We start from the raw sequence: 24,730 nt of genomic DNA, 5'->3' as shown, positions 1-24,730 counted from the left end.
ATACGACAATCAGAGAGAGGATACAAGGATTTCCTAATAGAGGAAATCAGTATTCTCTTTCTGTTTTTTTGCCTCAATAAAGAAGCGTAGAAGTCATCATGTAAGCATAAGAAACTAGTAGATTTGAAATAATAGTAGTAAGGAACACTTTACAGTTTGACCAATAAATGGTTTTGGTGTAAATAATAAGATGTATTCTATTTTATTTCGCTACTATTGTTCTTAAAAATCAAAAAATTAAGAACTGCGAATCCATTTAAAGTTAGGGGGACCCTTTATGAATGGTGGAAAATCTAATTCTTCCTCATTCGTCCCGTATGTTCCTGCATCACGTTCCTTGCCAGAGCTTACTGTGGTTGCAGTCGTATTGGGATTAATCTTAGCTGTTGTTTTTGGAGCAGCCAATGCCTATTTAGGACTTAAAATTGGTTTAACAGTCAGTGCATCTATCCCGGCTGCTGTTATTTCGATGGCGATTTTACGTGGTATTTTACGTCGAGAGTCTATCTTAGAGAACAATATTGTGCAAACAATGACTACTGCTGGTGAAGCGGTTGCGGCGGGTGCTATTTTTACGTTGCCGGCTTTGTTTCTATGGAATGTTGTACCTAGTCAATTAACGATCAGCTTTATTGTGCTAACAGGTGGTTTTTTAGGCGTATTAATGATGATACCGTTACGTCGTCTGTTGATTGTAAACGAGCATCAAACGCTGCCTTACCCGGAAGGTACTGCTTGCGCGGAAGTTCTGATTTCTGGTGAAAAAGGGGGCAATAGCGCTAAGCTGGTCTTTACGGGGTTCGGACTAGGGGCTTTAGTAAAAGCATTAGGCGATGGATTTAAGCTATTTAAGACCGAAGTAGAGACAGGCATTGCCAATTTTAAAAATGCATTGATTGGATTGGATACATATCCGGCTCTGCTTGGCGTGGGATATATTATTGGCCCCAAAGTGTCTGGAGAGATGATGGCAGGCGGAATACTTGCGTGGGTTGTAATGATACCAATGATTAGCTTTTTTGGTATGCATAATTCCGAGGCAATTCAGCCAGCTTCCGGTATGATAGCTTCCATGGACGCATGGGCTATCTGGGGAGACTATATTCGTTATATTGGTGCGGGTGCTGTAGCTACAGGTGGTTTAATTAGCTTAATCAAAACGTTACCAATCTTATATTATTCATTGCGTGATACACTTGCAGGTTTAGACAAAGGCAATAATCAATCGCTAGTGGAGCGTACCGATCGTGATATTTCGAAGACATGGCTCTTACTCGGCATAATAGCAATCATCTTATTAATCGCCTTCTCACCGTTTACAGAAGTGGGGATGATAGGGGCTATAGCTATTGCCATTTTTGGATTTTTGTTTGTTACAGTGGCTTCTCGTATCGTTGGGCTGATAGGTAGCTCCTCCTCACCTGTCTCAGGAATGACGATTGCTACCTTACTCATTGTTACAGTGGTATTTAAATCAATGGGTGTAACGGGTCAAACAGGAATGGTCACTGCTTTAATTGTAGGAGCGATCGTGTGTACTGCACTTGCTGTCGCGGGTGATATTTCACAGGATTTAAAAACAGGCTATTTGGTCGGAGCTACTCCGTGGAAACAACAGATAGCAATGATGCTCGGGGTGTTGATCTCAGGTCTGGTCATCGGTTATGTCCTTGTTATTTTACATGAAACATATGGAATGGGGACCAGGGATTTAGCGGCACCAAAGGCAGTTCTAATGAAAATGGTAATTGAAGGGCTCATGGATAATAACCTGCCGTGGGATTTAATTTTTATTGGTGCGGCTACCGCCATTTGTGTTGAATTCTTAGGCCTTCATTCCTTGACTGTAGCAGTAGGGATTTATTTACCGATCCACACCAGTGCACCGATTATGGTAGGTGGTTTGGTTCGTTGGCTAGTGGAATATTACTCGAAGGATAAAAGCCGCAGAAAGCTACGTTTGGAAAGAGGAACGCTGTTTGCATCTGGTCTAATTGCGGGTGAGTCGTTGTTAGGGGTAGTTATTGCTATGCTCATTTCAGCAAAAATAACGATGCCAGAGCATGTTATGTTTGAAAATGGCTTGGTAAGCACGGTTATCTTCGCAATAGTAGCGGCCGTCCTTTTCTGGGTGTCCATGCGTGCCAAAGAGCGGAGTAGTAGCCTTTAATGCCCTCATATCAGGTGTCAATTCCTATGGAACTTGCTTATTACTAAAGTGTAGGTGAGAGGAGCATGCGGATTTTTACAAAGAAACAGCATCGAAATCTATTGACGATGAGACCTATGTTGACAAAACGGATTACACTGGAGAACACAGAAGAAGGCATTTCTACCGTGATTATCCCTCGCGATAGCTGGTTGGAACGATTGTCTGTACGCTATTTGAGACAGCCTGCCGTTTTCCGTATCAAGCTAGATACACTGGGGAGTTATGTGATTACTAGATGTACAGGTGCGCATACCGTAGCAGAAATTGCCGATGAAATTCGACATGAATTTGGTGAACAAGCAGAGCCTGTACTACCACGACTAAGCCAATTCTTGCAAATGATTGACTCGAATCAATGGGTAACGTGGAGAGAGCACGAGTAGAGGAAGAGCCAATGACTGATCAGATGAGATCAATCATTGGCTCATTGTATGATTTATTTAAAAAACCATTTCATCTTTTTTAAAGCTTGCTTGGTTGTATGATAGCGAACAGGAATATCAAAGAGTGTAGTCTGCTTCAACACACTTTTTTGATGGGAGAAAATTTCAAAGCTTCCTTTTCCATGATAGCTACCGATACCGCTATTACCAACCCCTCCAAATGGTAAATAGGGAGTAGCAATATGAAAGACCGTATCATTAATACAACCCCCGCCAAAGGAGAGGTGGGACAGGACTTGCTTCTGCGTCTCTTTATTTTCGGTGAAAAGATAAAGAGCTAGTGGCTTCGGCTGCGCATTTACCTTAGAAATAGCTTCAGCCAGATCATCGTAGGTTAGGATTGGGAGAATAGGTCCAAAAATCTCGTCCTGCATGACCGGGTCCTGCCAGGTTACGTTATCTAAGAGAGTAGGCTCAATCGCTAACGTACTAGGGCTTGTATTTCCCCCATGGATGACCTTTTTCTCATCCAGATACCCAAGCAATCGCTCAAAATGTCGTTTATTTACAATATGAGTATAATCGGAATTATGTAAGGAGTCAGGATAAAGCTCTTGAATAAAGGTCTTGAGCTGTCTAATGAGTTCCTGTTTTACTGAGGAGTCCACAAGTAAATAATCGGGTGCTACACAGGTTTGGCCAGCATTTAGAAATTTGCCCCAAACAATTCGCTTAGCAGCCAAACGCAGGTTAGCATCTCGATGTACAATGCACGGACTTTTTCCGCCCAATTCAAGTGTTATCGGAGTTAGATGCTTGGAGGCGGCTTCCATTATCACACGGCCAACAGGGACACTACCTGTAAAAAAGATATAGTCAAACTTCTCTGCTAGCAACTGATTACTGACTTCAATCCCTCCCTCTACTACACAAATAAATTCTGCAGGAAAGGTCTGTTCAATTAACCGCCGAATAAGATTGGAGGTTCTAGGTGTAAGCTCTGACGGCTTGACAACAGCACAATTCCCGGCAGCAATAGCACCAATTAACGGTAACAGGGCGAGTTGAAATGGATAGTTCCATGGGGCAATAATCAGTGTGACACCATAGGGTTCAGGGTAAAGGTAACCCTTGGAACCAAAGTGGGTAAGTGCTGTTTTGACTCGTTTTGGCTTTACCCAGTTTTGTAAATGTTTACTGATATAACGAATTTCCTCCAGCACGATTCCAATTTCAGTTGAGTAGGATTCAAATTGTGATTTATGCAAATCGGCCTGTAGAGCTTCGTAGATTTGTTGTTCGTGCAAGATGATGGCATTACGTAAGTTTTGAAGTGCTTCTATTCGGAATGCAACGTGTTTTGTTTGTTGCGTGTGAAAGAATTGATGCTGCTTGGCTACTAATTCTTGAATAGGGTTCATAGGCAACCTCCGTTCATTTTCCCAAGTATCCTGAGTTTATCATTGACAAAATATCGAATCAAATATTGCATGAATACTTAGATAATTAAACATAAAATATTCTGAAAAATAGATTGACGAACCTAAGGTTGTGAGGTAGAATCTGTAAATACGAAAGTAGCCTAAAAGGAAAAGGAGATGAGTAACGTGAGAATGATGTTGTTTCCCAATGCAAAGCAAATACAATTTCATATCTCCTGTAATCTATCTCTTATGTCCAAGGCATCACTGTCTTGATTAAACGTAGGTAAAAAACTAAGAGTGTAGGTTACAGCAGTTTGTAACGTGCGCTTTTTATGACAGAACAGGTGTAAAGACATGTCGCACATAGTGACGTGTCTTTTTTGGTTCTGTCAGATATTGGGTTCATGCGAGAAGGGAGAGAGAATGCATGATAGCTGTGTTTCAAAAGTTAGGCTGGTTTTTTCGTGAAGAGTGGAAAAGATACTCCATTGCAGTCGTTTTTTTGGTGATAAATGGGGTATTGGAAGTTTTACCTCCGAAGCTAATGGGGACATCGATTGACCAAATTTTTGCTGGCTCTATGACAACCACAAGATTGTTCCTCATGATTGGCTTATTGCTGGCAATCGCTTTAAGTAATTATGGAGTCACTTATATTTGGATGAGAAATTTGTTCGGTGGCTCGTTTTTGGTCAGTAGGAAATTGCGCTCCAATTTAATGGGACAATTTTTAACAATGACCCCAACCTTTTATGAAAAAAATCGGACGGGAGATCTGATGGCTCGGGCGACGAACGATATTCAAGCAGTATCGCTAACCGCCGGGTTTGGGATTCTTACCTTAGTGGATGCGACTGTCTATCTGGGGGTTATTCTCCTTACAATGACGGTCGTAATTAGTTGGAAGCTTACCCTCATTTGTGTTTTACCAATGCCGCTGGCAGCTTACATATTAAGTAAGTATGGGGAGATGCTTCATAAAAGATTTACAGATGCACAGGATGTTTTTGGAAAAATGAATGATCAGGTGCTGGAGAATATTTCAGGTGTCCGGGTGGTTCGTGCTTATGTACAGGAAGCGGCAAGTAGGAAGAGCTTTCGGGAAATCTCTGAGGAAACGTATAAGAAAAACCTGTCCGTTGCCCGTATCGATTCACTATTTGAGCCAACGATGAAGTTGCTAAATGGTATAAGTTTTTTATTAGGCATTGGGTTTGGAGCGTATTATGTTTACCATCAAGAAATTACAATAGGCGATATGATTTCATTTAACATTTATTTAGCTATGCTGTCTTGGCCGATGTACGCGATTGGGGAGCTAGTTAATATTATGCAGCGGGGTAATGCTTCTTTGGATCGTGTGAACGAAACACTTGCTTATGAACCGGATGTTCAGAATGGGCCCGATCTAGTGGATGTGCCAACACCGGCTACCATCTCATTTCAGAATGTCACCTTCCGTTACCCTTCATCTGAAGTAGATAATTTAAAAGATATAACGTTTGAACTGAACCGAGGGCAAACCTTGGGAATCGTTGGACGTACAGGCAGCGGCAAGACAACTTTGATACGTCAGCTTCTGCGTGAGTATCCGTTAGGCAAAGGAGAAATCTTGATTTCAGGAACTTCCATGCAAAAAATTGCGATCGAGCAAGCAGTGGGCTGGCTAGGATATGTTCCGCAAGGGCAAATCTTATTTTCTAAAACCATTTTACAAAACATTCGATTTGGTAAACCGACCAGCTCGATGGCTGAAATCGAGCATGCGTTGGTGATGTCGGCTTTTCAAAAGGACATTGCCTACTTACCAGAGCGATTGGATACGATGGTTGGAGAGAAGGGTGTCTCCTTGTCTGGGGGCCAGAAGCAACGCGTCTCGATAGCCCGTGCGCTAATAGCAGACCCAGAGATTCTTTTGTTAGACGATGCTCTTTCTGCGGTAGATGCTAAAACAGAGACGGAAATTATCACTCATATTCGTCAGGAGCGAGCAGGAAAGACCACGTGGATTACCACGCACCGCCTGTCAGCAGTTCAGCATGCCGATTTAATTATCGTAATGGATGATGGAACCATTGTGGAACGTGGAACTCATGATCAGCTTATGAAACAGGATGGCTGGTATAAACAACAATATGAACGTCAGCAAATCGAGGCAACTTTAACAGATGGAGAGTGAGAGACATGGGTAGGCCTTCTAAAAGGTTATGGCAATATGCCTTGCAGTTTAAGAAAACCCTCATCTTGGCTTTAACCATGCTATCATTAGCGGTTGTAGCTGACCTGATGGGGCCGATTTTAGTCAAACAGATGATTGATGTGCATATACGAGGAATCGAGTATAGCTGGTATCAGAGCGAACAGGGGAGTGAAGCTGTTGCTTACCGAGGCCAGTATATAAAACGAAGTGATCATTGGGGGCCTGATGAGCAAAAAGGAAAAGAAGTTCGCATCTTACAGATCGGGCGAGAATATTACTTCATTGATCAACCGATTGCATTTGATGGGGAACGAACTTTTGAAAATGGAGTTATTCTGATTCAAAAGGGTTCGGACAAAGCGGTGTACCCTGCTGAAAAATTAACGTCAGCGGAGGTATTTGCATTATACAAACCGGAAGTGCAGCCGCTTATTGCCCTTTGTTTGATTTACTTTGGCTTATTGGCTGTTATCTCCCTCCTGTTATATGTTAAAAAGTATTGGTTACAAATCTCCGCGAACCAGATTATTCAAAAGATGCGTGTAGACGTCTTTGACCATATACAGCGACTTCCGATTCGGTATTTTGACAATTTACCAGCAGGAAAAGTGGTTGCACGAGTGACCAATGATACAGAGGCAATTCGAGATCTCTATCTAACCGTGCTCTCGAACTTTTTTACGGGGATTATCTATATCACAGGTATTCTGGTCGCTATGTTCTTGCTAGATCCCATGCTAGGTGCCCTTTGTCTTGTGATCATTCCCATTTTGGTCGTGTGGATTTACGTCTATCGATATTTTGCTTCCCGTTTTAACCATGTCATTCGGGCAAGAATCAGTGATATTAACGGGATGATTAATGAATCGATTCAAGGGATGGCTATCATTCAGGCCTTCCGTCGTCAAAGGGAGACAAAGGAAGAGTTCGAGGAATTGAATTATGATCATTTTAAATACCAAAACAAATTACTGCTGCTCAACTCACTTACTTCCCATAATCTAACCAATTTCCTGCGAATCGTGGGATTTGCCCTGTTATTGTGGTATTTTGGAGCACAGTCTTTAACATTGGGCAACGTATTGTCCCTTGGAATGATGTATGCCTTTTTGGAATATATCGTTCGGCTCTTCAATCCAATTAGTGGGATTGTTAACCAGTTACCACAATTAGAACAAGCATTGGTGGCAGCCGAACGTGTATTTGAATTAATCGATGAACCGGGTATTCCAGTAACTGACGGTAAAATGGATCGATATAGGGGAAATGTGAAATTCGAAAATGTATGGTTTGCTTACAAGGATGAGGAATACGTGCTGAAAAATATTTCCTTTGAGGCGAAGGAAGGTCAAACCATTGCATTGGTTGGTCATACAGGATCAGGTAAGAGCTCCATCATGAATATCCTATTTCGATTTTATGATTTTGACAAAGGGAAAGTAACCATTGATGGCAGGGAGATTCAGGAATGGCCCAAACAATATGTACGTCAGCATATGGGAATCGTACTACAGGAGCCGTTCTTATTTACGGGAACGATTGCTAGCAATGTCAGTCTGGGCGACCCCAATATTTCTCGGGAAAGGATTGAGAAAGCTCTAGATGATGTAGGGGCCAGACAGTTGTTTGCCCATCTAAGCAAAGGTTATGATGAGCCTGTTGTGGAGAAAGGAAGTACGTTATCAGCGGGACAACGTCAAATCGTGTCATTTGCTCGTGCCCTTGCCTTTGACCCGGCTATTTTAATTTTGGATGAAGCAACCGCTTCTATTGATACAGAGACGGAGTCCATCATTCAAAAGGCGCTGGATGTAGTGAAGAGGGGACGTACTACCTTTATTATTGCACATCGCCTCTCTACGATTCGTCAGGCAGATTGTATTTTGGTCCTTGATAGAGGGGAAATTGTAGAACGCGGTAACCATGATGAATTAATGCAAATCAAAGGCAAGTATTATCAAATGTACCAGCTACAGCAAGGTGAAACGCGGGAGATAGGAGTATAGGACTTAGTAGAGGGAGGACACTATGGCGGCGTTTCCTGCTCATATTGAAAAAGAGATTACAGAGCATACCATTCTTTGTGACAGACGGGGAAATTTGCGACCAAAGGCCATTGGCTGGTCGCGTTATCCCTTGCACGATTGTCAGATACCGGGGCATTTAGGGCGGAAAAAGAAGTGGAATTTTTGGTTTATTGTAAATAATCAAGTTATTATAACGGTAGCTGTTTGTCATTTGGATTATATCGGAGTAGCATTTTTTCATTTGATCGATCTTCAATCGGGTCAGAAAGTGGAGCAAACGGTAAAGGTGCCCTTTGCGAGAGGAATATATTTGCCTGATTCTGTCCATGGTGATGTTCATTTTCAGCATAAGCATCTTCAGATTTCTTTTACGTCTCAGCAGACGACTACAATGATCGTGGCTGATGGGATGAATAGAGAAGGGATGCCTTTTTCAATAGAAATTAGTATCTCAGAGACTGCGGAAGCCTTGCATATGGTCATTCCTTGGAGTAATAGAAGATTTCAATATACAAAAAAACAACCGGGAAGAGCAGTCGAAGGTAAGGTACGCATAGGCAGTAAACGTTACAATCTTACACAGGAGACGACATCAGCGAGCCTCGATTTTGGTCGTGGTGTTTGGCCTTATGTAACCAAATGGAATTGGATGACTTGTAGCTTTCAATGGAGGGGGAGCTGGTGTGGGTGTAACTTAGGGGCTGGTTGGACGGATGGAACGGGAATGACTGAAAATGGCCTGTTGATTCAACAGCGAGCTGAAAAAATAGCAGAACCGATTCAATTTGAATATGATAAAACCTCGCCTATGAAACCGTGGCGCATCTCGAGCATTGGCAGCGACCGCGTTCAACTCAAATTTACCCCTATTTATTATCAGGAGAAACGCGAAAATTATTTGGCATTATCCACTCATTTACAACAATATATTGGAAAGTATAGTGGGACGCTTCAAACAAAGAACAGCGAAATAATCAGGATAGATGATGTCTGGGGAATCTGTGAAGATCAACAGGCAAGGTGGTAACAGGCAGGTAACAATCAGTTGGAATGATAAGAAAAAACAGGGGGTTTAATCTGTTGAAGGGGTATATTAAACAATATTTTAGCCAATTTGATGTGCTAGTGATTAGCATTTTGTTTGCTTTCGGCTTTTTATGGTTAATTCCTGATATGCATCGAATTCATGTTTGGATGGCATTGGCGATCGGGATGCTTTCCTACGCGGTCAGCGAATACCTCATCCATCGATTTATCTTTCATATGACCCCCCCTAAAATACGTTGGCTTTTAGCAATGCTAAAGCGATTACACTACGATCATCATGTATCACCCAATCAATTGAATCTGTTGTTCCTACCAGTCTGGTATAGCCTGCCTCTGATCATGCTTGCAGGGGGTGCCGCTTTTTTCATCACAAAGGATTTTTCTCTTATGGTTGCATTTGTAACAGGGATTATGGGTTATCTACTTTATTATGAATGGACCCATTATATTGCACACCAACCTGTGCAGCCGATCACTCCATGGGGGAGATGGATGAAGAGAATGCATCTTTGGCATCACTATAAAAACGAAAACTATTGGTATGGCGTAACCAATCCTGCCCTCGATCTATTATTTTGTACCTATAAGAATGAGAAACAAATCAACCGTAGCTCTACAGCTCGTAATTTGGAACAAAACGATATGAAATAAAAGCAGGAAGCCCATCTCTAAAGTGTCTGAGATGGGCTTATTATGTGTTTTCCTTTGGTTATTTGACATAGGAGCTAATGTCAACATTCAGAGCACTAGCGAGGCGCATGCCGAAATCTCGATCCGCACGGAAGAAGTTGCAAATAGCAAGCATTTTTGTTCGCTCATGTACAGTAGCCAAATCGTTAGCCAGATTAGCAATTAAATTGGCTTGTTCCTCTGGACTATAGCTGCGATAACGCTCGCCAGCTTGGGCAAAATCATTCGGTTTATCAATTTTTTCACGACTAACATACCCAACCAGAGGTGTTTTAGACTCCTTGTATGCAGGATCTTCTACAGGATTTTCCGCATGCCGGCTCGGTTCATAATTAACAGGAGAGCTTTGCTGCTTGAATGGCATTGCACCATCGCGTTGCTGATTATGGACTGGAGCATACGGACAATTGATCGGGAGTTGCAAGTAGTTAGTGCCTAACCGATAGCGCTGTGTATCGGGATAGGAGAACAAGCGTCCTTGCAAAAGCTTATCCTCTGAAGGCTCAATACCTGGAACGGTTGCACTTGGAGAGAAGGCAACCTGCTCTACTTCCGCGAAAAAGTTTTGTGGGTTGCGATTCAGGGTCATCACACCCACTTCTTGTAATGGATAGCTTTGTTCATCCCAAATCTTTGTAGGGTCGAGTGGATCGTAATCCAGCGAATCCAGCTCATCGATAGGCATAATTTGAACATAGAGCGTCCACTGAGGGAAATCACCGGCTTCAATATGATCATACAAGTCTCGGGTAGCGTGGTTAAAATCCTTTGCCTGAATCTCTGAAACCTCCTGAGCAGTTAAATTCTTAACGCCTTGGGCTGGTTTCCAATGATATTTTACATATACGACTTGGCCTTCTGCATTGACCCATTTAAATGCATGGACACCAAAACCCTCCATTTGCCGATAGGTAGCAGGTGTACCATAGTCAGAAAATAGCCAGGTAAGCATATGCGTTGATTCAGGAGTTAGTGTCATGAAATCCCAATAACGGTCTGGGGTTTGGAGATTTGTATCAGGAGATGGCTTTAGGGAGTGAACCATGTCAGGGAATTTCAGGGCATCACGAATAAAAAACACCGGTAGATGGTTACCGACAAGGTCATAATTGCCTTCTTCTGTATAAAATTTGGTAGCAAAGCCACGTGGGTCACGTAAAGTCTCTGGGGAACCCTGCCCATGAATAACAGTTGAGAATCGAACGAAGACAGGCGTTTTTTGTCCTACTTTCTGTAGGAAGGCAGCTTTCGTATATGAACGCATACTGTTCGTCACTACGAAAACCCCATGCGCACCTGAACCTCTAGCATGCACAACACGCTCAGGAATTCTTTCTCGATCAAAATGAGCTAACTTTTCAATTAAATGATAATCATCTAATGTCGCAGGTCCTCTTTTCCCAGCAGTGCGAGAATTTTGATTATCGCCTACAGGAACACCTTGATTGGTAGTTAAACGTGGTTTTTTATCCATATATGAACCTCTCCCTTGATTAGAGTTATTATCATAAAATAAATATATTAATTACTAATTTATAATTATTATAAAATGAAAGTCATTTTTGTCAATGGAAAATGTTAAGCAGTGGCCTCTGTTTGACCGGAATATTTAGATAAAACTGTTCGAACATACTCATCCACATCCTCGCGGGCACTATCTAATCTAGCCGATGAAATGCAGGGACGTTTGCAACGTTTTACATTATGAATATAGAAGTTTTAATAAGGCCAGCAGAAGCAATGATCCTGCTGGTTTTTTAATTCCCTGTGATTACTAATCATGATTTGGCAGGAAAGTAGGAAACCTACATACCAATGAATTATTTTCCCTACATGACCGGTTGAAAAGCGAGGGTGATTTTATGCTGTATTACTTTTTTGTTTCAACAATCATCCATCTTATCATTGCGCTCCTTTTTACAAGTTTTATTATTAAGGAAAAACGTATGCCAGAGCGTACATTAGCATGGATTTTTGCAGTATATAGTTTTCCGATGATTGGAATTTTTTGTTATTTTCTTATAGGGAGATTTTGGAGTTACGAGGAGAAGGATAGACAGGATAACAAGTATCAGAAGAGGGTAAATCAAATCACCGACACTCCACAAGGATTAGCCTTGCGATGTACAGATGAAGACTCTCAATTAGAGGCGAGTTGCTTGGGGTCGTCTATTAGAAAGCTGATCAGATTCAATCAATCTAATGCGGGTGCGCAACTAACACAGGAAAATCAAGTGGAATTATTTCATAAAGCGGCTCCTTTTTTCACTGCTTTATGGGAAAAAATAGACAAAGCCATGTATCAGATTCATGTATTGTTTTATACAATTGAAGGAGATTATGTGGGACGATCTCTGCTTGATTTATTGAAGAAAAAGGCTGAGCAAGGCTGTGAGGTACGCGTTATTGTGGACGATATAGGAAGTAAAACCTTTCCTGATGCTTGGGCTGATGAACTACGCCAAGCTGGCGGGCAGTTCTACAGATTCAGTCCGCGTAAGCATTTACGAACTTTAATACGACTTAATTATCGCAATCACCGCAAGATCGTTGTGATTGATAATGCTATTGGATTCTTTGGAGGCTGCAATATTGGAAAAGAATATGTAGGGGAAGATCCTAAGCTGGGATTTTGGCGAGATACTCATATACAGGTTACTGGAGAAGCTGCCTGCGAGCTTCAAAAAATCTTTATAAAAGACTGGAAGATGGTGTCTGGTCTTACCATAAATATGTCGAATTCTGAGGTAGCAACTAGTTCTGCCCAGACGAAGCAGCATGACGAAGAGATTGGCAAATCAACTGTTGAAACGATTGATGAGCATGAGAATAAGCATCTGATTCAGGTGATTGAGACTGACCCACGAGAACGCTGGGAGCCCATTCGCCAAACCTTCCTGCAAATGATCATGCGGGCAGAAAAATCGGTGAAAATTACCTCCCCTTATTTTATCCCTGATGAGGTGCTGCTGGTAGCCTTGTGCACCATTGCACAGGCAGGAGTAGAGGTAACGCTTATCCTGCCAGGCATTCCTGACAGCAAGCTGGTCTACTATGCTTCTCAAAGCTTCCTCGACGAGTTAAGAAAAGCGGGGGTTAGCATTTATTTGTACGACAAGGGATTCCTACATGCCAAGGTGTTACTAGTCGATGATAATCAAGCACTAGTGGGAACGAGCAATTGGGATTTCCGAAGCTTTTATCTCAATTTTGAAGTTAACGCCCTTTTTTATGGAAGGTCACGTTTCATTCAGGAGCTAACAGCGCAATTTGAACAGGATATTAGCAATAGTAAAGTAAGCAACGAAGAGCCTAAAACCATTAGCCGTAAATATGTAGAATCTGTAGCGCGGCTATTCTCGCCTCTTCTCTAAAGATAGCTAAATAAAAATTTTTTGGATGAAATGTACATGTGGAAAGGACAATAGTTTTCATGGAATGGATTATGTGGTAGAGTGTAAACAGTAGAAGGTCGGATAAGGTGATACTATCTGTTTTTGCAAATTGGTAGTATCACCATTCCTCCTTATTTTAGGTTAAAACTGTAAAAAATGAGGAAATTTGAGTTTGTGTGATAGACATATGAAAAAGCAAGAGGTAGGATAGTGTACAACCTAAAGAGAAGCAATACGGAATGGTGGAGGGAACGACATGAAAGTATGTAAATTTGGTGGTACTTCCTTGGCTAACGCCGAACAGATTCGCAAGGTATGTCAGATCATTCTGAATGATGGGACTCGTAGGCTTATTGTGGTCTCAGCTCCTGGAAAGCGTTATAAGGAAGATATCAAGGTCACTGATTTACTGATTACATTTGGGGAGAAATTAATTGAATCAGGGCAAGCTCAAGCGGAATGGCAGGCGGTTGTCGATCGTTATCAGGAAATTTGTTCAGAGCTACAATTACCGCCAACATGCATAGGGGAAATCATAGCTAATCTTCAAAAATTGTTGCAATGGAATAAAGAAGACTCAGAAGGTTTTATGGATGTAGTAAAGGCCTCAGGAGAAGATAATTGTGCCAGAGTGGTTGCAGAATATCTAAGAACACTAGGAGCCCCAGCGACGTACATTAATCCAAGAGATGCAGGTCTTCTAGTCAGTGGTGAATATGGCAATGCTCAGGTACTTCCAGAGGCTTATGAAAAATTAGCTCTATTAAAAGAGAAAGAAGGGTTGCTTATCTTTCCGGGCTTTTTTGGTTATACACAGGAGGGGAAGCTAACAACCTTTTCACGTGGAGGCTCTGATGTGACCGGCTCCATTTTGGCCGCTGCTGTTAGAGCAGAGCTATATGAAAATTTTACTGATGTTGATTCGGTGTACGCAGTAAATCCACAGTTAGTTCCTAATCCGTGTAAGATAAAGGAAATAACATATCGAGAAATGCGGGAATTATCATACGCAGGTTTTTCTGTTTTTCATGAGGAAGCGTTAATACCCGCCTTTCGTGCTGAAATTCCTGTTTGCATAAAAAATACGAATAATCCATCAGCACCAGGGACAAAAATTGTGACCAGACGAGATAATTCTTCTCGCATTGTAGCTGGTATTGCCAGTGATGTAGGGTTTTGTCGCATATATGTAAGTAAATACTTGATGAATAAAGAGATCGGCTTTGGCAGAAGGCTTTTGCAAATTCTTGAAGAGGAGCACCTGTCCTACGAGCATAGTCCGTCTGGAATTGACGATATTACAGTCATTCTTCGTCAACATCAGCTCACAAAGGAAAAAGAGGCTCGAATTGTATCTCGCATAAAAAATGAGTTGCATGTAGACGATGTACATGTACAATATAATATGGCTCTTGTTATGCTGGTAGGAGAGGGAATGAGGTCTTCTGTAGGTATTTCTGCTCGGGCAGCCACAGCGTTGGCTATCGCCGATATTAATATCGAAATGATTAACCAAGGTTCATCAGAAGTTAATTTAATGTTTGGTGTAAGAGCAGGGGATGCAGATAATGCTGTCATAGCTTTGTACCAGGAGTTTTACAAAGAAGAAGAGCTTTCTCTAGGAATATGCTAAAATAGATAAGTGCAAGGTTGTCCGTTGTCTGGACATGATTTCCTACGTGTAACAGAGATACCCCTATTTCAAGGTTGATAGATCGTACATGATTTGGATATCTTATAAAGGTAGAACAGACAACAAAACAGGCACGGATATTCAACATGTAAAAGAAAGGGTGAGGAAACATGTCGACAATGAGATGTATCACTGTATTTACAAACAATTACAGCGTGTTTTCTGAAATTTATCAGGTTGTGCTTAACACACCTTTGGCTGAGGATGAGGAAAAAGAAGTAGAAGGCGTTACCATCAGTGACGCAGGAGAAGTACCTGATGAATATATCGAAATGATGAAGCAAAAGCCAGAAGTTGCTGTTATGAGAATTAAAAAACAGAACATCACAATTCTACAGCATGGAGAAGTTTTTGAAATTCTGATGCCGTTGAATGAAGCAATTACTGCTTAATTTATTTACATTGGATTAAGTCGAATATAAGCAACAGAAGAGCCACCCATTCATACATTAGGAAAAGAAGAAGAACTTCTATCCAGTATGAAATGAGGTGGCTTTGTTTTGAATATTTTTCTTGAATATCCTGTATGTCCTCTGCCACGGCATGGATATGGAAAACCCCCGCATGAAAAACTCCAACAAAAAATGGATCTGCAACGCAGTACGTATAAGGAATATCTTGAGGAGACCATGAAGCATGTTGATGCGTTAGCTACGATATCGTTAGATTATCCACAGAATGATCAAGAGCCGTTTTATCGCAATAATTGGCTTCCTTTAATAGATGGTGCAGCCATATACACTTTCTTAGCAAAACATAAGCCGGCTCGATATGTAGAAGTAGGGTCAGGTAATTCCACGAAGTTTGCACGTAGGGCTATTCGGGATCTTCATTTACCAACTAAGATCATTTCGATTGATCCACAACCGAGAGCAGAGATTGATTCTTTATGTGATGAGGTCATTCGACAAACGCTGGAAACGCTCCCGATGCAATTCTTCCAACAGCTAGAACCGGGAGATATCCTGTTTATCGATAGCTCACATCGTTCATTTACTAATTCTGACGTAACAGTTGCCTTTGTAGAGATTCTACCAATCTTAAAGCCAGGGGTAATTGTTCAAGTTCACGACATTTTCTTACCATATGATTATCCGCATGAATATATGAACCTCTTCTATTCGGAGCAATATTTATTAGCGTCTTATCTATTAGGTGGTTCCAAATTGAAGCTGTTATTGCCTAATTTTTATGTAGCGGAGGATTGCGAATTATTTAGTATGCTAGAGTCACTGTATACCAGGCTGGGTGTTCTTAGTACGAATCCGGTTTGTGAGGGATGCTCTTGTTGGCTAGAGGTTCAATCCGATTAAAATAGCATTACGTAATGAATCAGAACAAATATAGCCTAGATTAGCATGGTACATAGGCAAAATAAAAACCTGTTGTCAACGTTTTTTGTAGACAACAGGTTTTTTCGTTTCAATATCTTAACGACCGCTTTTTAGCTCCGTCCATAGACGATCGTATACTTGCAAGGTTTCGCCGACATCTTTTAACCACTCTGTACGGCTCATCTCTTCAGGAGACAGGAAAATCATCTTATTGTTGCGATACTTTTCGCTATGCAGCGGATGCGCTTTTTCATTCGGATTGCTATAGCCGATTGTTTCATAGTTTTTCACAGATACTGCTGGGTCCATCATGTAATTGATGAATTCTTCGGCTAGTTTTTTGTGCTTGGCACCCTTTGGAATGGCAAAGGTATCAGCAAAAATGGTTCCGCCTTCTTTTGGAACAACGTAGCCAATGTCGTTATTTTCGGGATAAATAAAGGCTGCATCACCAGACCAAACAGTACCAATCCAAGCCTCTTCGGCAATGAATTTTTGTTTGATGGTGTCCGTATCAAATGCTAATAGGTTCGGTAACAGTTTCTTCAAGTCAGCATTGGCAATATCCAATTCTTTTTCACTGATTGTACTGTTGGAGAAGCCATTTTTTTTCAAGGACATGCCTAAAGCTTCACGAGAATCATTTAATACTACAACACGACCTTTATATTTCGGATTCCATAGATCGCTCCAGCTTGTTGGTGGCTCTGTTACATATTTTTTATTATAGGCAATCCCAGTTACACCCCATGTGTATACGACAGAGTATTTGTTGTCTGGATCATACGGAGGTGTTTTAAAGGTAGACACTAGATTTTGCAGATTAGGGATCGCTGATTTATCCAGTTCCTCTAGTAGGTTTAATTTGATCATCGTATCAACCATGTAATCGGAAGGCTGAATAAGGTCAAATTGAGCACCGCCAGCCTGAACCTTTGCTAGCATATCTTCATTGCTGGAGAAAATCGCATAATTGACCTTAGCATCGAATTTTTGCTCGAAATCCTTAATAACATCCATATTAAAGTTATCTGCCCAGCTATAGATGTTTAATACTCTTTCTTCTTTTCCGCTATTAGATGAGCATCCAGTCAGGGCAAGTACAGTAGTCATAACGATTGGCACAATGGCCTTAAGTAAACGCATAGCATATCCTCCTCCTGTGAGAAAAAAGTTTAGTCTTGAGTGGTTTTATTTCCGGTACCTTTAAAAGCAAGTGATTCTGCAAGGACAATTAATACCACAATCACGAGAATCATTATTGTCGATAGGGCATTTAGTTCAGGAGAGACACCACGTTTGACCATACCATAAATATATAGTGGCAACGTAGTAGAATCTGGTCCTGCTACAAAGAAGCTGATGACGAAATCATCCAGAGACATCGTGAACGTCATTAAAGCAGCCGCGATCAGTCCTGGGGAAATAATTGGCAATGTAATATAACGGAACGTATTAAACGAGGAGGCGCCTAAATCTTGGGCTGCTTCCTCCAATTCCTGCCCCATACCAGCTAAACGAGCAGTAATGATGACCACCGCAAAAGACAAGCTAAAGGTGATATGAGCGATAATGATCGTTAGTTTACCCAGCGGCATATACAATTGGCTAAACATGACCAGCAAGGATAATCCCATCAGAATATCGGGAATTAGGATTGGTAAATAAATTAATCCATTGAATGCTTGCTTAAAGCGAAATTTGTAACGATGGAGGGCCAGTGACAGAAAGGCTGCCAGAATGGTAGTGACCACCGTTGTAACTACAGCGATAATCAAACTATTCGTCAATGCATCTAGCACACGATCATTTTCAAACAGAGAAGTGTACCACTTTAAGGTGAAACCTGACCAAGTGGCATTGATCCTCGAATCATTAAAAGAATAGAGGATGAGTACGGCGATCGGTAAATATAAAAACCCGATAATCGCCAAGGAGTATGCAAACAGGAGATTTTTACGCATTTTCATCGCCTCATCCTCTCCCTTCTTGTTTCTCTTGCATTTTTGTTGCGCGATAGTATAAATAAATCATGATGATCGAGAAGAGTACAATCACCATGGATAATGCTGAACCAAATGGCCAATCACGTGCAGACAGGAATTGGTTTTGAATGACATTACCAAATAGTGAAGATTTAGCTCCACCCATTACATCTGGAACAACGAACATACCCAGTGAAGAAACGAAAACTAAAATACAGCCGCTTACAACTCCCGGCATAGTTAGAGGCAGGGTAATGTGCCAAAATGTTTTGGCTGGTGTAGCTCCTAAATCATAGGCAGCCTCCAGCTTTTTACGATCTAATTGTTCTAAGGAGACATAGATCGGCAAGATAATAAACGGCAACAACGCATAGACCATCCCGAGCAAAACAGCTCCTGGTGTATACAAGAGCGTGAGCGGTTGGTCGATAAGGCCAAGCGATTGCAAAACAGTATTTACAAGACCTTGTGTACGTAAAATGATGACCCAAGCATAAGAGCGAACCAGAAAATTAATCCAAAATGGAATCATCACTAATAAGAGCCATAAGTTTTGCCACTTACGATCTAGTCGGGTAATCATATAAGCTAAAGGATAACCCAACAACAGACAAATGATGGTCGTTCCCACGGATACAAGCAAGGTTTCGATAAAGATTTGTACATATAGCGATTCAAAGAATCTAGCATAGTTAGCTAGTGTAAATTCATAGACGATTTGCCCGTATACTCCCCTCTTCAGAAAAGAAAGCATAACCACAAAAAGCATGGGCACTAAGAAAAAGATCGTTAACCAGAGGAATCCTGGGAGAGCAAGTAGCTTTCCTTTATTTTTCAACGCAGAATCACCTCATCTTCTTCTGCCCAGAATACACCAACTCTCTCGCCTTTGTGCCAAGAGCCTTTTTCGTAAAGATGTGCAGTAATAACAATGTCGTCCTCGGCGCGGACAAACACCTTAAAGATATTACCTAAGAAAATAATATCTTCAATGATTCCCTTGCTCTTGTGTCGAGCTACTTCCTCATTTTCTTTATATAAACGAATCTTTTCAGGACGTACTCCTAAAAGACCTGCTTTTGTATTTAAGATATTGTTTTCACCAATAAAGGTTGCAACAAACAGACTGTTTGGCTTGTAATAAATTTCTTCTGGTGTGCCCAATTGCTCAATTCGACCTTGGTTTACAACCGCGATGCGGTCTGACATCGACATAGCTTCATCCTGATCATGCGTCACATAGATAAAGGTAATGCCGAGATTCCGCTGAATATTTTTTAGTTCAACCTGAAGGTTTTTGCGCAGTTGGTAGTCGAGCGCACCAAGCGGCTCGTCCAATAATAATACCCTTGGATTGTTAATGATCGCACGGGCAATTGCAACACGTTGCTGCTGTCCACCAGATAGCTGTTTTGGTTTACGTTTCTGATATTCGGTCAGTTGTGTAAAATGCAGCACTTCTTCCAAACGAGTCTTTTGTTCGGCCTGAGGCACATTTTTCATTTTTAAACCAAAAAGAATGTTTTCAGCAACGGTCATGTGTGGGAACAGAGCATAATGTTGAAATACCATGTTCATATCTCGTTGGTAAGGAGGGATTTTGGTTACATCCTTTCCATCCAGGTAGATATGTCCAGAAGTAGGCTCTTCAAACCCAGAAATCATGCGCATCAGCGTCGTTTTTCCGCATCCGCTGGGACCGAGCAAAGTGATGAATTCACCTTCCTGGATTGACAGTGAAAATGCGGGAATGACCACGTGATCATTAAAGCTTTTTTCCACTGAATCCAAGTGTATGATCGTTTTCATTTATCATTTCCCATCTCTATATAAATTTAGTAGTTCTCACCCAATTTACTCTAAAAAAACGCTAAATATTAAGATATATCATTGGGGCAATAAATTCAATGAAATCACAAATAAAAAAGCAAGAAAAAATCTCCATCAACTAGCGACGGAGACATGTTCATAGTAGCGTGCAAGTAGCCTCGTAACAGTTATAAGAGCAATATGTATTCTAGATAGATTGTCTGTCAGACACAAAGTAATTATGAATGGCAAAAACTATCACACGAGGATTGTAACGTGAAAGACGATCGTTTGTCGAGTTCTAGAGCCAAATATCCACAAAATAATCTACATTTGCATGATGACTTTTATGGAGATCATTTATGCTTCAAATACATCCCGTTATCGTTTTACGTAGCAAGTCGTTGTGCTGGCAAAATCTCATCTTTTGCAGATGATAGTATCCGGCGACTGTTTCCTACAGGGATGCACATTGGTGTTCCATACAGAGGATCGGCAATAATTTTCGATTGCATACGGAAAACATGTTCGACCATTTTTTCGGTCAGTACGGTTTCTGGACTACCTTGAGCATAAATTTGTTTATCTTGAACAGCGACTAAATGATGTGCATATCGACATGCTAAATTAAGATCATGCAGCACCATGACAATTGTAGATGCACGTGTCTGATTTAATTCAAATAAAATATCAAGCACTTCAATTTGGTGAGTCATATCTAAATAGGTAGTAGGCTCATCCAGCAAAATAATATCCGTATCTTGAGCCAGTGTAAGAGCAATCCAAGCACGCTGGCGCTGACCACCGGAAAGCGAATCAATGGGACGGTGAGCTAGCTCTGTTAATTGCGTCACTTCCAGAGCAAAGGCGACCTTTTCCTCATCTTCATCAGTCCATTGCTTGAGCCAGTTTTGGTGTGGATAACGTCCTTGTTTCACTAGCTGCAAGACAGTTAATCCTTCTGGTGCAATCGGTCCCTGTGGCAGAATAGCCATTTGCTTGGCGATCTCTTTTGTTGTTTGTTCTGCAATACCTTTCCCATTTAATAATATATGTCCTGATGCCGGTTTTAATAATCGAGCCAAGGAGCGAAGAAGAGTGGATTTCCCACAACCATTGCTTCCAATTAAAACGGTAATTTCACCCTTAGGAATTCGCAGGCCAAGATTTTCAATTATAATGGAATCCCCGTATTGCAGGGTTAGTCCTTTGGTTTCTAGAGCAGACATTGCATCTCATCTCCTTACTTATTACGATTTTTAACCAATAGAAATATAAAGAATGGCGCTCCGATGAGGGAGGTGAAAATTCCTACAGGCAGATCAAGTGGCGCAAAAACAGTGCGAGCTACGAGATCAGAGACTAAGACGATAAGAGCACCCAGCAGTGCAGATGCGGGCAATAAAGCTCCAAAAACAGGACCTACTACCTTTTTTGCAATATGAGGAGCTAGCAGTCCAACAAAGCTGATTGCCCCACCGATGGCCACAGCAGCGCCTGCCAATGCCACGGAGAAGGACAATAGGATGAGTCGATGCAATTCAACAGCAGAGCCAGCTCCTTGGGCCACATCATCTCCTAATTGCAGCAGGTTGACACTACGACCGTATATAAAGGCGAGTAACATAAAGCAAGCGATCCAAGGAGCTAACATAGATACGGTATCCCATGATGTTCCATAGACACTGCCTGTTAGCCAAATTTTAGCTTTAGGCGTCAAATACAGCGGGCTTGCAACGGTGATTAAGGTGGTAAGAGCGGCTAAAATCTCTTTCACACCAACGCCTATCAATACTAGTCGTACAGGAGTTACTCCTTTTTTCCAAGCTAAGACATAAATGAGTAAGCCTGCAATACCAGCTCCTACAATAGCAAACAACGGAAGCCAGAAAATACTCGCTGTTTCAAACAAAACAATGAAGACGACTGCTGCAACACTAGCTCCACTGGTGATGCCAATAATGTCAGGAGAAGCGAGTGGATTGCGAATGATGCTTTGAAGGATTGCCCCTGATACACCAAGCCCCATTCCAACGAGCATACCTGTCAAAAGACGAGGCATGCGAAATTTCATGACAATCAGATTTTCCTGGTCGCTTCCTAATCCAAGAAACACTTTCATAACATTCCAGGGAGAAATCGGATATTCACCTATTCCGACGCTCCATACCATTGCCATAAATGTTAGGAACAGAATAGCAAGCACGATCCATAGCACACGTTTTTCCATTAAATAGGAAATGTTTGGTTTTTTAAGTCGAAAAACAAGGAGTTTTTTCATCAACGAAGCATCCCCTTTCGAATGACATAAATGAAGAAGGGAGCTCCAAATAAGGCTGTCATTACACCAATTGGTAATTCCTGAGGCATCGCTATCGCCCTAGCTAAGATATCAGAGATAACCAGTAAAATTCCTCCGAATAATCCGCTGTACAATATTGTCCACTTCATATCGTTTCCAGTAAGGTAACGAGCTACATGAGGAGTGAACAAACCTACAAAGCCTATTGGTCCTGCTACAGCCACCGAACAGCCAGATAAAATAATCACAACTGCACCCATTCCGATTTTTAACAAAAGAGTTCGCTGTCCTAAGCCTTTTGCTACGTCTTCTCCTAGCATGAACGTATTAATTGCTGGGGCTAACAGCAGTGCTATTATCCATGCTGCGATCATGAACGGTAACCCTTCCATTAAATAGGAGAGCTTACGATCAGCTACAGAGCCAGCTAACCAAAATAATACTTCCTCTAAGGCTTGTTCATTTGTAACTAAAATTCCATTCGTGAAGGAAGAGAATAGAGCGGTTAATGCCGCACCTGCCAATGTCATTTTTAAGGGAGTCATCCCATCGCGACCAATAGAGCCTAAGATATAAACAGCGATCCCACCTAGCAGGGCTCCCGTAAAACCAGCCCAGGTTAAGGCTTGCATAGAGTTTGCTCCTAAGAAACCAACAGAACAAACAATAGCAAATGAAGCGGCCCCATTTATTCCAAAGATGCCTACGTCCCCAATCGGATTACGTGTCAAAGCTTGCAGAATACAACCTGCTATACCTAAATTAATCCCTATGGCTGCTGCAATAATACTGCGCGGAACTCTCGTTTCAAGAATGACAATATGTTCGTTGCTTCCGTTAAAATGTGTATAAGCTTCTATCAGAGTGTGTATATCAGTATTAATGACACCGTAAACGACACTGACGAGCATACAAGCTAGCAATACTAACAATCCGAGTAGTAGACCTATTGCTTTTACAAAAGGCCGTTCTAAGATGCTCTTTCCCATTTCAGTGTTCTCCTATTTTTTTGCATTCTTTCAGTATCAGATGACAGTTGTTCAACATAATCATTTTTTGAAAGTTCAAAACGTGTAAGGAAATGTTTTCCCTTGTTGACACATTGTATTCTGGCATATACGATTATATCCGACATTGATAATCGTTATCAAGAGTTCTAGGGGGAACAACAGATGAAAATTTCACAAATCGTGCATCATTCACGTCTCATGAAGATTGCTGCGCCTGTTTTGCTACTTATGATGCTTGTTGTAGGATGCGGTCAACAGCAGAGTGCTACAACAGAAGCTAAGCCTAGTGAGACAAAGCAAGAGGGTACAGCTTATAAGGTGAAGCATGCAATGGGAGAAACGAATGTAAATGGAACTCCCCAACGTGTGGTAGTTTTGACACGTGAAGGTACAGAAGCTGTTCTCGAACTAGGGATTAAGCCAGTTGGTGCTGTACAATCTTGGGATAAAAAGGACCAACCCTTCTATGATCATATCAAAGCAGATATGGAGGGTGTAAAAGATGTCGGTGATGAGCTACAGCCTAATATTGAAGCAATTGCGGCTCTAAAACCCGATCTCATTCTTGGTGTAAAAATGCGTCATGAAAAGATTTATGATCAACTAAGTGCCGTTGCCCCAACTGTTTTAGCAGAAACATTGCGCGGTGAATGGAAAAACAACTTTAAATTGTATGCAGAAGCGTTACATAAGAAAGCAGAAGGCGATAAGGTAATGGCCGATTTTGATAAAAAGGTAGCAGACCTGCGTGCAAAAGCTGGGGATAAATTAAAAACAGAAGTATCCCTAGTTCGTTTTATGCCTGGCAAAACTCGCATTTACTACAGTCAAACCTTTGCAGGAATGCTATTGAATGAAGTAGGCTTTGCGAGACCAAAAGCACAGCAAAAAGATGATTTTGCAGCCGAAATTACCAAAGAACGCATGCCTGAATTAGATGGCGATATCTTGTTCTACTATACGTACAATAAAGGTGTAAAAGATGACAGTGGTAGCAAGCTAGAACAAGAATGGACAAATGATCCGTTATGGAAAAACCTTAAAGTATCAAAGAACAACAAAGTATTTAAAGTAGATGATGTCATCTGGAATATAGCAGGCGGTGTACGTGCAGCTAATCTGCTGTTAGATGAATTTGATAAGTATCTGGTAGAAGGGTAAACAATAACATATTGTAAAAGAAAGAGGACTGATCTAGTAGCCTGAGAGGCTTATGATC

20 protein-coding genes are annotated in these 24,730 nt (G+C 41.4%); 11 read left to right on the top strand and 9 right to left on the bottom strand.

Annotated elements, in window-relative coordinates; genetic code table 11:
- The first annotated feature begins 277 nt into the window (after positions 1 to 277).
- Entirely contained in the window at positions 278 to 2,170 is a 1,893-nt protein-coding gene (locus tag O0550_RS08060; protein WP_258425992.1) for an OPT family oligopeptide transporter, read from the top strand.
- A 65-nt stretch (positions 2,171 to 2,235) separates the two neighbouring features.
- Positions 2,236 to 2,595 (top strand): PqqD family protein, encoded by a 360-nt coding sequence (locus O0550_RS08055; protein ID WP_003334160.1) that lies wholly within the window; start codon positions 2,236 to 2,238, stop codon positions 2,593 to 2,595.
- Positions 2,596 to 2,648: 53 nt separating this feature from the next.
- Here O0550_RS08055 and O0550_RS08050 read toward each other — a convergent pair whose 3' ends face one another.
- Positions 2,649 to 4,016: an aldehyde dehydrogenase gene (locus tag O0550_RS08050; protein ID WP_258425991.1), complete on the bottom strand. Its 1,368-nt coding sequence runs from the start codon at positions 4,014 to 4,016 to the stop codon at positions 2,649 to 2,651.
- A 430-nt stretch (positions 4,017 to 4,446) separates the two neighbouring features.
- On the opposite strand from O0550_RS08050, the gene O0550_RS08045 reads away from it, so the two are divergent.
- The 4 genes from O0550_RS08045 to O0550_RS08030 are packed head-to-tail and all read left to right on the top strand — an operon-like array spanning position 4,447 to position 9,944.
- Entirely contained in the window at positions 4,447 to 6,198 is a 1,752-nt protein-coding gene (locus O0550_RS08045) for an ABC transporter ATP-binding protein (RefSeq protein ID WP_003334162.1), read from the top strand.
- A gap of 5 nt (positions 6,199 to 6,203) precedes the next feature.
- On the top strand, positions 6,204 to 8,225 hold the full coding sequence (locus O0550_RS08040) for an ABC transporter ATP-binding protein (protein WP_258425990.1): 2,022 nt from the start codon (positions 6,204 to 6,206) through the stop codon (positions 8,223 to 8,225).
- Between the two features lie 22 nt (positions 8,226 to 8,247).
- On the top strand, positions 8,248 to 9,273 hold the full coding sequence (locus O0550_RS08035) for a DUF2804 domain-containing protein (protein ID WP_258425989.1): 1,026 nt from the start codon (positions 8,248 to 8,250) through the stop codon (positions 9,271 to 9,273).
- Positions 9,274 to 9,296: 23 nt separating this feature from the next.
- Positions 9,297 to 9,944 carry a sterol desaturase family protein gene (locus O0550_RS08030; RefSeq protein ID WP_396125752.1) on the top strand — a complete coding sequence of 216 codons (648 nt, stop codon included), beginning with the start codon at positions 9,297 to 9,299 and terminating at the stop codon, positions 9,942 to 9,944.
- Positions 9,945 to 10,002: 58 nt separating this feature from the next.
- Here O0550_RS08030 and O0550_RS08025 read toward each other — a convergent pair whose 3' ends face one another.
- Positions 10,003 to 11,457 (bottom strand): catalase, encoded by a 1,455-nt coding sequence (locus O0550_RS08025; RefSeq protein ID WP_258425988.1) that lies wholly within the window; start codon positions 11,455 to 11,457, stop codon positions 10,003 to 10,005.
- Between the two features lie 388 nt (positions 11,458 to 11,845).
- On the opposite strand from O0550_RS08025, the gene cls reads away from it, so the two are divergent.
- The 4 genes from cls (at position 11,846) to O0550_RS08005 (ending at position 16,384) form a co-directional block, all read left to right on the top strand.
- On the top strand, positions 11,846 to 13,357 hold the full coding sequence (gene cls / locus O0550_RS08020; protein WP_258425987.1) for a cardiolipin synthase: 1,512 nt from the start codon (positions 11,846 to 11,848) through the stop codon (positions 13,355 to 13,357).
- A 277-nt stretch (positions 13,358 to 13,634) separates the two neighbouring features.
- The gene (locus O0550_RS08015; RefSeq protein ID WP_003334170.1) at positions 13,635 to 15,011 is read left to right on the top strand and encodes an aspartate kinase; all 1,377 of its coding nucleotides are present in this window, start codon (positions 13,635 to 13,637) and stop codon (positions 15,009 to 15,011) included.
- Positions 15,012 to 15,190: 179 nt separating this feature from the next.
- On the top strand, positions 15,191 to 15,463 hold the full coding sequence (locus tag O0550_RS08010; protein WP_003342206.1) for a hypothetical protein: 273 nt from the start codon (positions 15,191 to 15,193) through the stop codon (positions 15,461 to 15,463).
- A gap of 108 nt (positions 15,464 to 15,571) precedes the next feature.
- A complete protein-coding gene (locus tag O0550_RS08005; RefSeq protein WP_258425986.1) occupies positions 15,572 to 16,384 on the top strand; it encodes a class I SAM-dependent methyltransferase in 813 nt (270 codons plus the stop codon).
- A 117-nt stretch (positions 16,385 to 16,501) separates the two neighbouring features.
- On the opposite strand, the gene O0550_RS08000 is transcribed toward O0550_RS08005, so the two are convergent.
- From O0550_RS08000 to O0550_RS07970, 7 genes are all read right to left on the bottom strand, one after another.
- A complete protein-coding gene (locus tag O0550_RS08000) occupies positions 16,502 to 17,551 on the bottom strand; it encodes an ABC transporter substrate-binding protein (RefSeq protein WP_003334173.1) in 1,050 nt (349 codons plus the stop codon).
- Positions 17,552 to 17,580: 29 nt separating this feature from the next.
- On the bottom strand, positions 17,581 to 18,369 hold the full coding sequence (locus tag O0550_RS07995) for an ABC transporter permease (protein WP_371807996.1): 789 nt from the start codon (positions 18,367 to 18,369) through the stop codon (positions 17,581 to 17,583).
- Between the two features lie 10 nt (positions 18,370 to 18,379).
- Complete coding sequence (locus tag O0550_RS07990) at positions 18,380 to 19,228, bottom strand: ABC transporter permease (protein WP_003342211.1); 849 nt, start codon at positions 19,226 to 19,228, stop codon at positions 18,380 to 18,382.
- Entirely contained in the window at positions 19,225 to 20,199 is a 975-nt protein-coding gene (locus O0550_RS07985; RefSeq protein WP_003334177.1) for an ABC transporter ATP-binding protein, read from the bottom strand. The genes O0550_RS07990 and O0550_RS07985 overlap by 4 nt, the downstream gene beginning before the upstream one ends.
- Before the next feature lie 389 nt (positions 20,200 to 20,588).
- Positions 20,589 to 21,428 carry an ABC transporter ATP-binding protein gene (locus tag O0550_RS07980; RefSeq protein WP_096886441.1) on the bottom strand — a complete coding sequence of 280 codons (840 nt, stop codon included), beginning with the start codon at positions 21,426 to 21,428 and terminating at the stop codon, positions 20,589 to 20,591.
- Positions 21,429 to 21,442: 14 nt separating this feature from the next.
- A complete protein-coding gene (locus tag O0550_RS07975; RefSeq protein ID WP_101669317.1) occupies positions 21,443 to 22,480 on the bottom strand; it encodes a FecCD family ABC transporter permease in 1,038 nt (345 codons plus the stop codon).
- Positions 22,480 to 23,490 carry a FecCD family ABC transporter permease gene (locus O0550_RS07970; protein WP_101669316.1) on the bottom strand — a complete coding sequence of 337 codons (1,011 nt, stop codon included), beginning with the start codon at positions 23,488 to 23,490 and terminating at the stop codon, positions 22,480 to 22,482. The genes O0550_RS07975 and O0550_RS07970 overlap by 1 nt, the downstream gene beginning before the upstream one ends.
- 183 nt (positions 23,491 to 23,673) lie before the next feature.
- On the opposite strand from O0550_RS07970, the gene O0550_RS07965 reads away from it, so the two are divergent.
- Complete coding sequence (locus O0550_RS07965) at positions 23,674 to 24,672, top strand: ABC transporter substrate-binding protein (RefSeq protein WP_258425985.1); 999 nt, start codon at positions 23,674 to 23,676, stop codon at positions 24,670 to 24,672.
- Positions 24,673 to 24,730: the final 58 nt, after the last annotated feature.

The organism is Brevibacillus halotolerans (assembly GCF_026891775.1).
GTDB classification, from domain to species: domain Bacteria; phylum Bacillota; class Bacilli; order Brevibacillales; family Brevibacillaceae; genus Brevibacillus_B; species Brevibacillus_B halotolerans.
Note: the sequence above shows the minus strand (reverse complement) of the source record. Positions and strands in the feature narration are given on the sequence as shown.

Bases quoted from the DNA above. Each gene is read 5' to 3' on its own strand.
- O0550_RS08060 (WP_258425992.1), top strand. From the start codon at position 278: ATGAATGGTGGAAAATCTAATTCTTCCTCATTCGTCCCGTATGTTCCT.
- O0550_RS08055 (WP_003334160.1), top strand. From the start codon at position 2,236: ATGCGGATTTTTACAAAGAAACAGCATCGAAATCTATTGACGATGAGA.
- O0550_RS08050 (WP_258425991.1), bottom strand. From the start codon at position 4,016: ATGAACCCTATTCAAGAATTAGTAGCCAAGCAGCATCAATTCTTTCAC.
- O0550_RS08045 (WP_003334162.1), top strand. From the start codon at position 4,447: ATGATAGCTGTGTTTCAAAAGTTAGGCTGGTTTTTTCGTGAAGAGTGG.
- O0550_RS08040 (WP_258425990.1), top strand. From the start codon at position 6,204: ATGGGTAGGCCTTCTAAAAGGTTATGGCAATATGCCTTGCAGTTTAAG.
- O0550_RS08035 (WP_258425989.1), top strand. From the start codon at position 8,248: ATGGCGGCGTTTCCTGCTCATATTGAAAAAGAGATTACAGAGCATACC.
- O0550_RS08030 (WP_396125752.1), top strand. From the start codon at position 9,297: ATGATAAGAAAAAACAGGGGGTTTAATCTGTTGAAGGGGTATATTAAA.
- O0550_RS08025 (WP_258425988.1), bottom strand. From the start codon at position 11,457: ATGGATAAAAAACCACGTTTAACTACCAATCAAGGTGTTCCTGTAGGC.
- cls (WP_258425987.1), top strand. From the start codon at position 11,846: ATGCTGTATTACTTTTTTGTTTCAACAATCATCCATCTTATCATTGCG.
- O0550_RS08015 (WP_003334170.1), top strand. From the start codon at position 13,635: ATGAAAGTATGTAAATTTGGTGGTACTTCCTTGGCTAACGCCGAACAG.
- O0550_RS08010 (WP_003342206.1), top strand. From the start codon at position 15,191: ATGAGATGTATCACTGTATTTACAAACAATTACAGCGTGTTTTCTGAA.
- O0550_RS08000 (WP_003334173.1), bottom strand. From the start codon at position 17,551: ATGCGTTTACTTAAGGCCATTGTGCCAATCGTTATGACTACTGTACTT.
- O0550_RS07995 (WP_371807996.1), bottom strand. From the start codon at position 18,369: ATGCGTAAAAATCTCCTGTTTGCATACTCCTTGGCGATTATCGGGTTT.
- O0550_RS07985 (WP_003334177.1), bottom strand. From the start codon at position 20,199: ATGAAAACGATCATACACTTGGATTCAGTGGAAAAAAGCTTTAATGAT.
- O0550_RS07980 (WP_096886441.1), bottom strand. From the start codon at position 21,428: ATGTCTGCTCTAGAAACCAAAGGACTAACCCTGCAATACGGGGATTCC.
- O0550_RS07975 (WP_101669317.1), bottom strand. From the start codon at position 22,480: ATGAAAAAACTCCTTGTTTTTCGACTTAAAAAACCAAACATTTCCTAT.
- O0550_RS07970 (WP_101669316.1), bottom strand. From the start codon at position 23,490: ATGGGAAAGAGCATCTTAGAACGGCCTTTTGTAAAAGCAATAGGTCTA.
- O0550_RS07965 (WP_258425985.1), top strand. From the start codon at position 23,674: ATGAAAATTTCACAAATCGTGCATCATTCACGTCTCATGAAGATTGCT.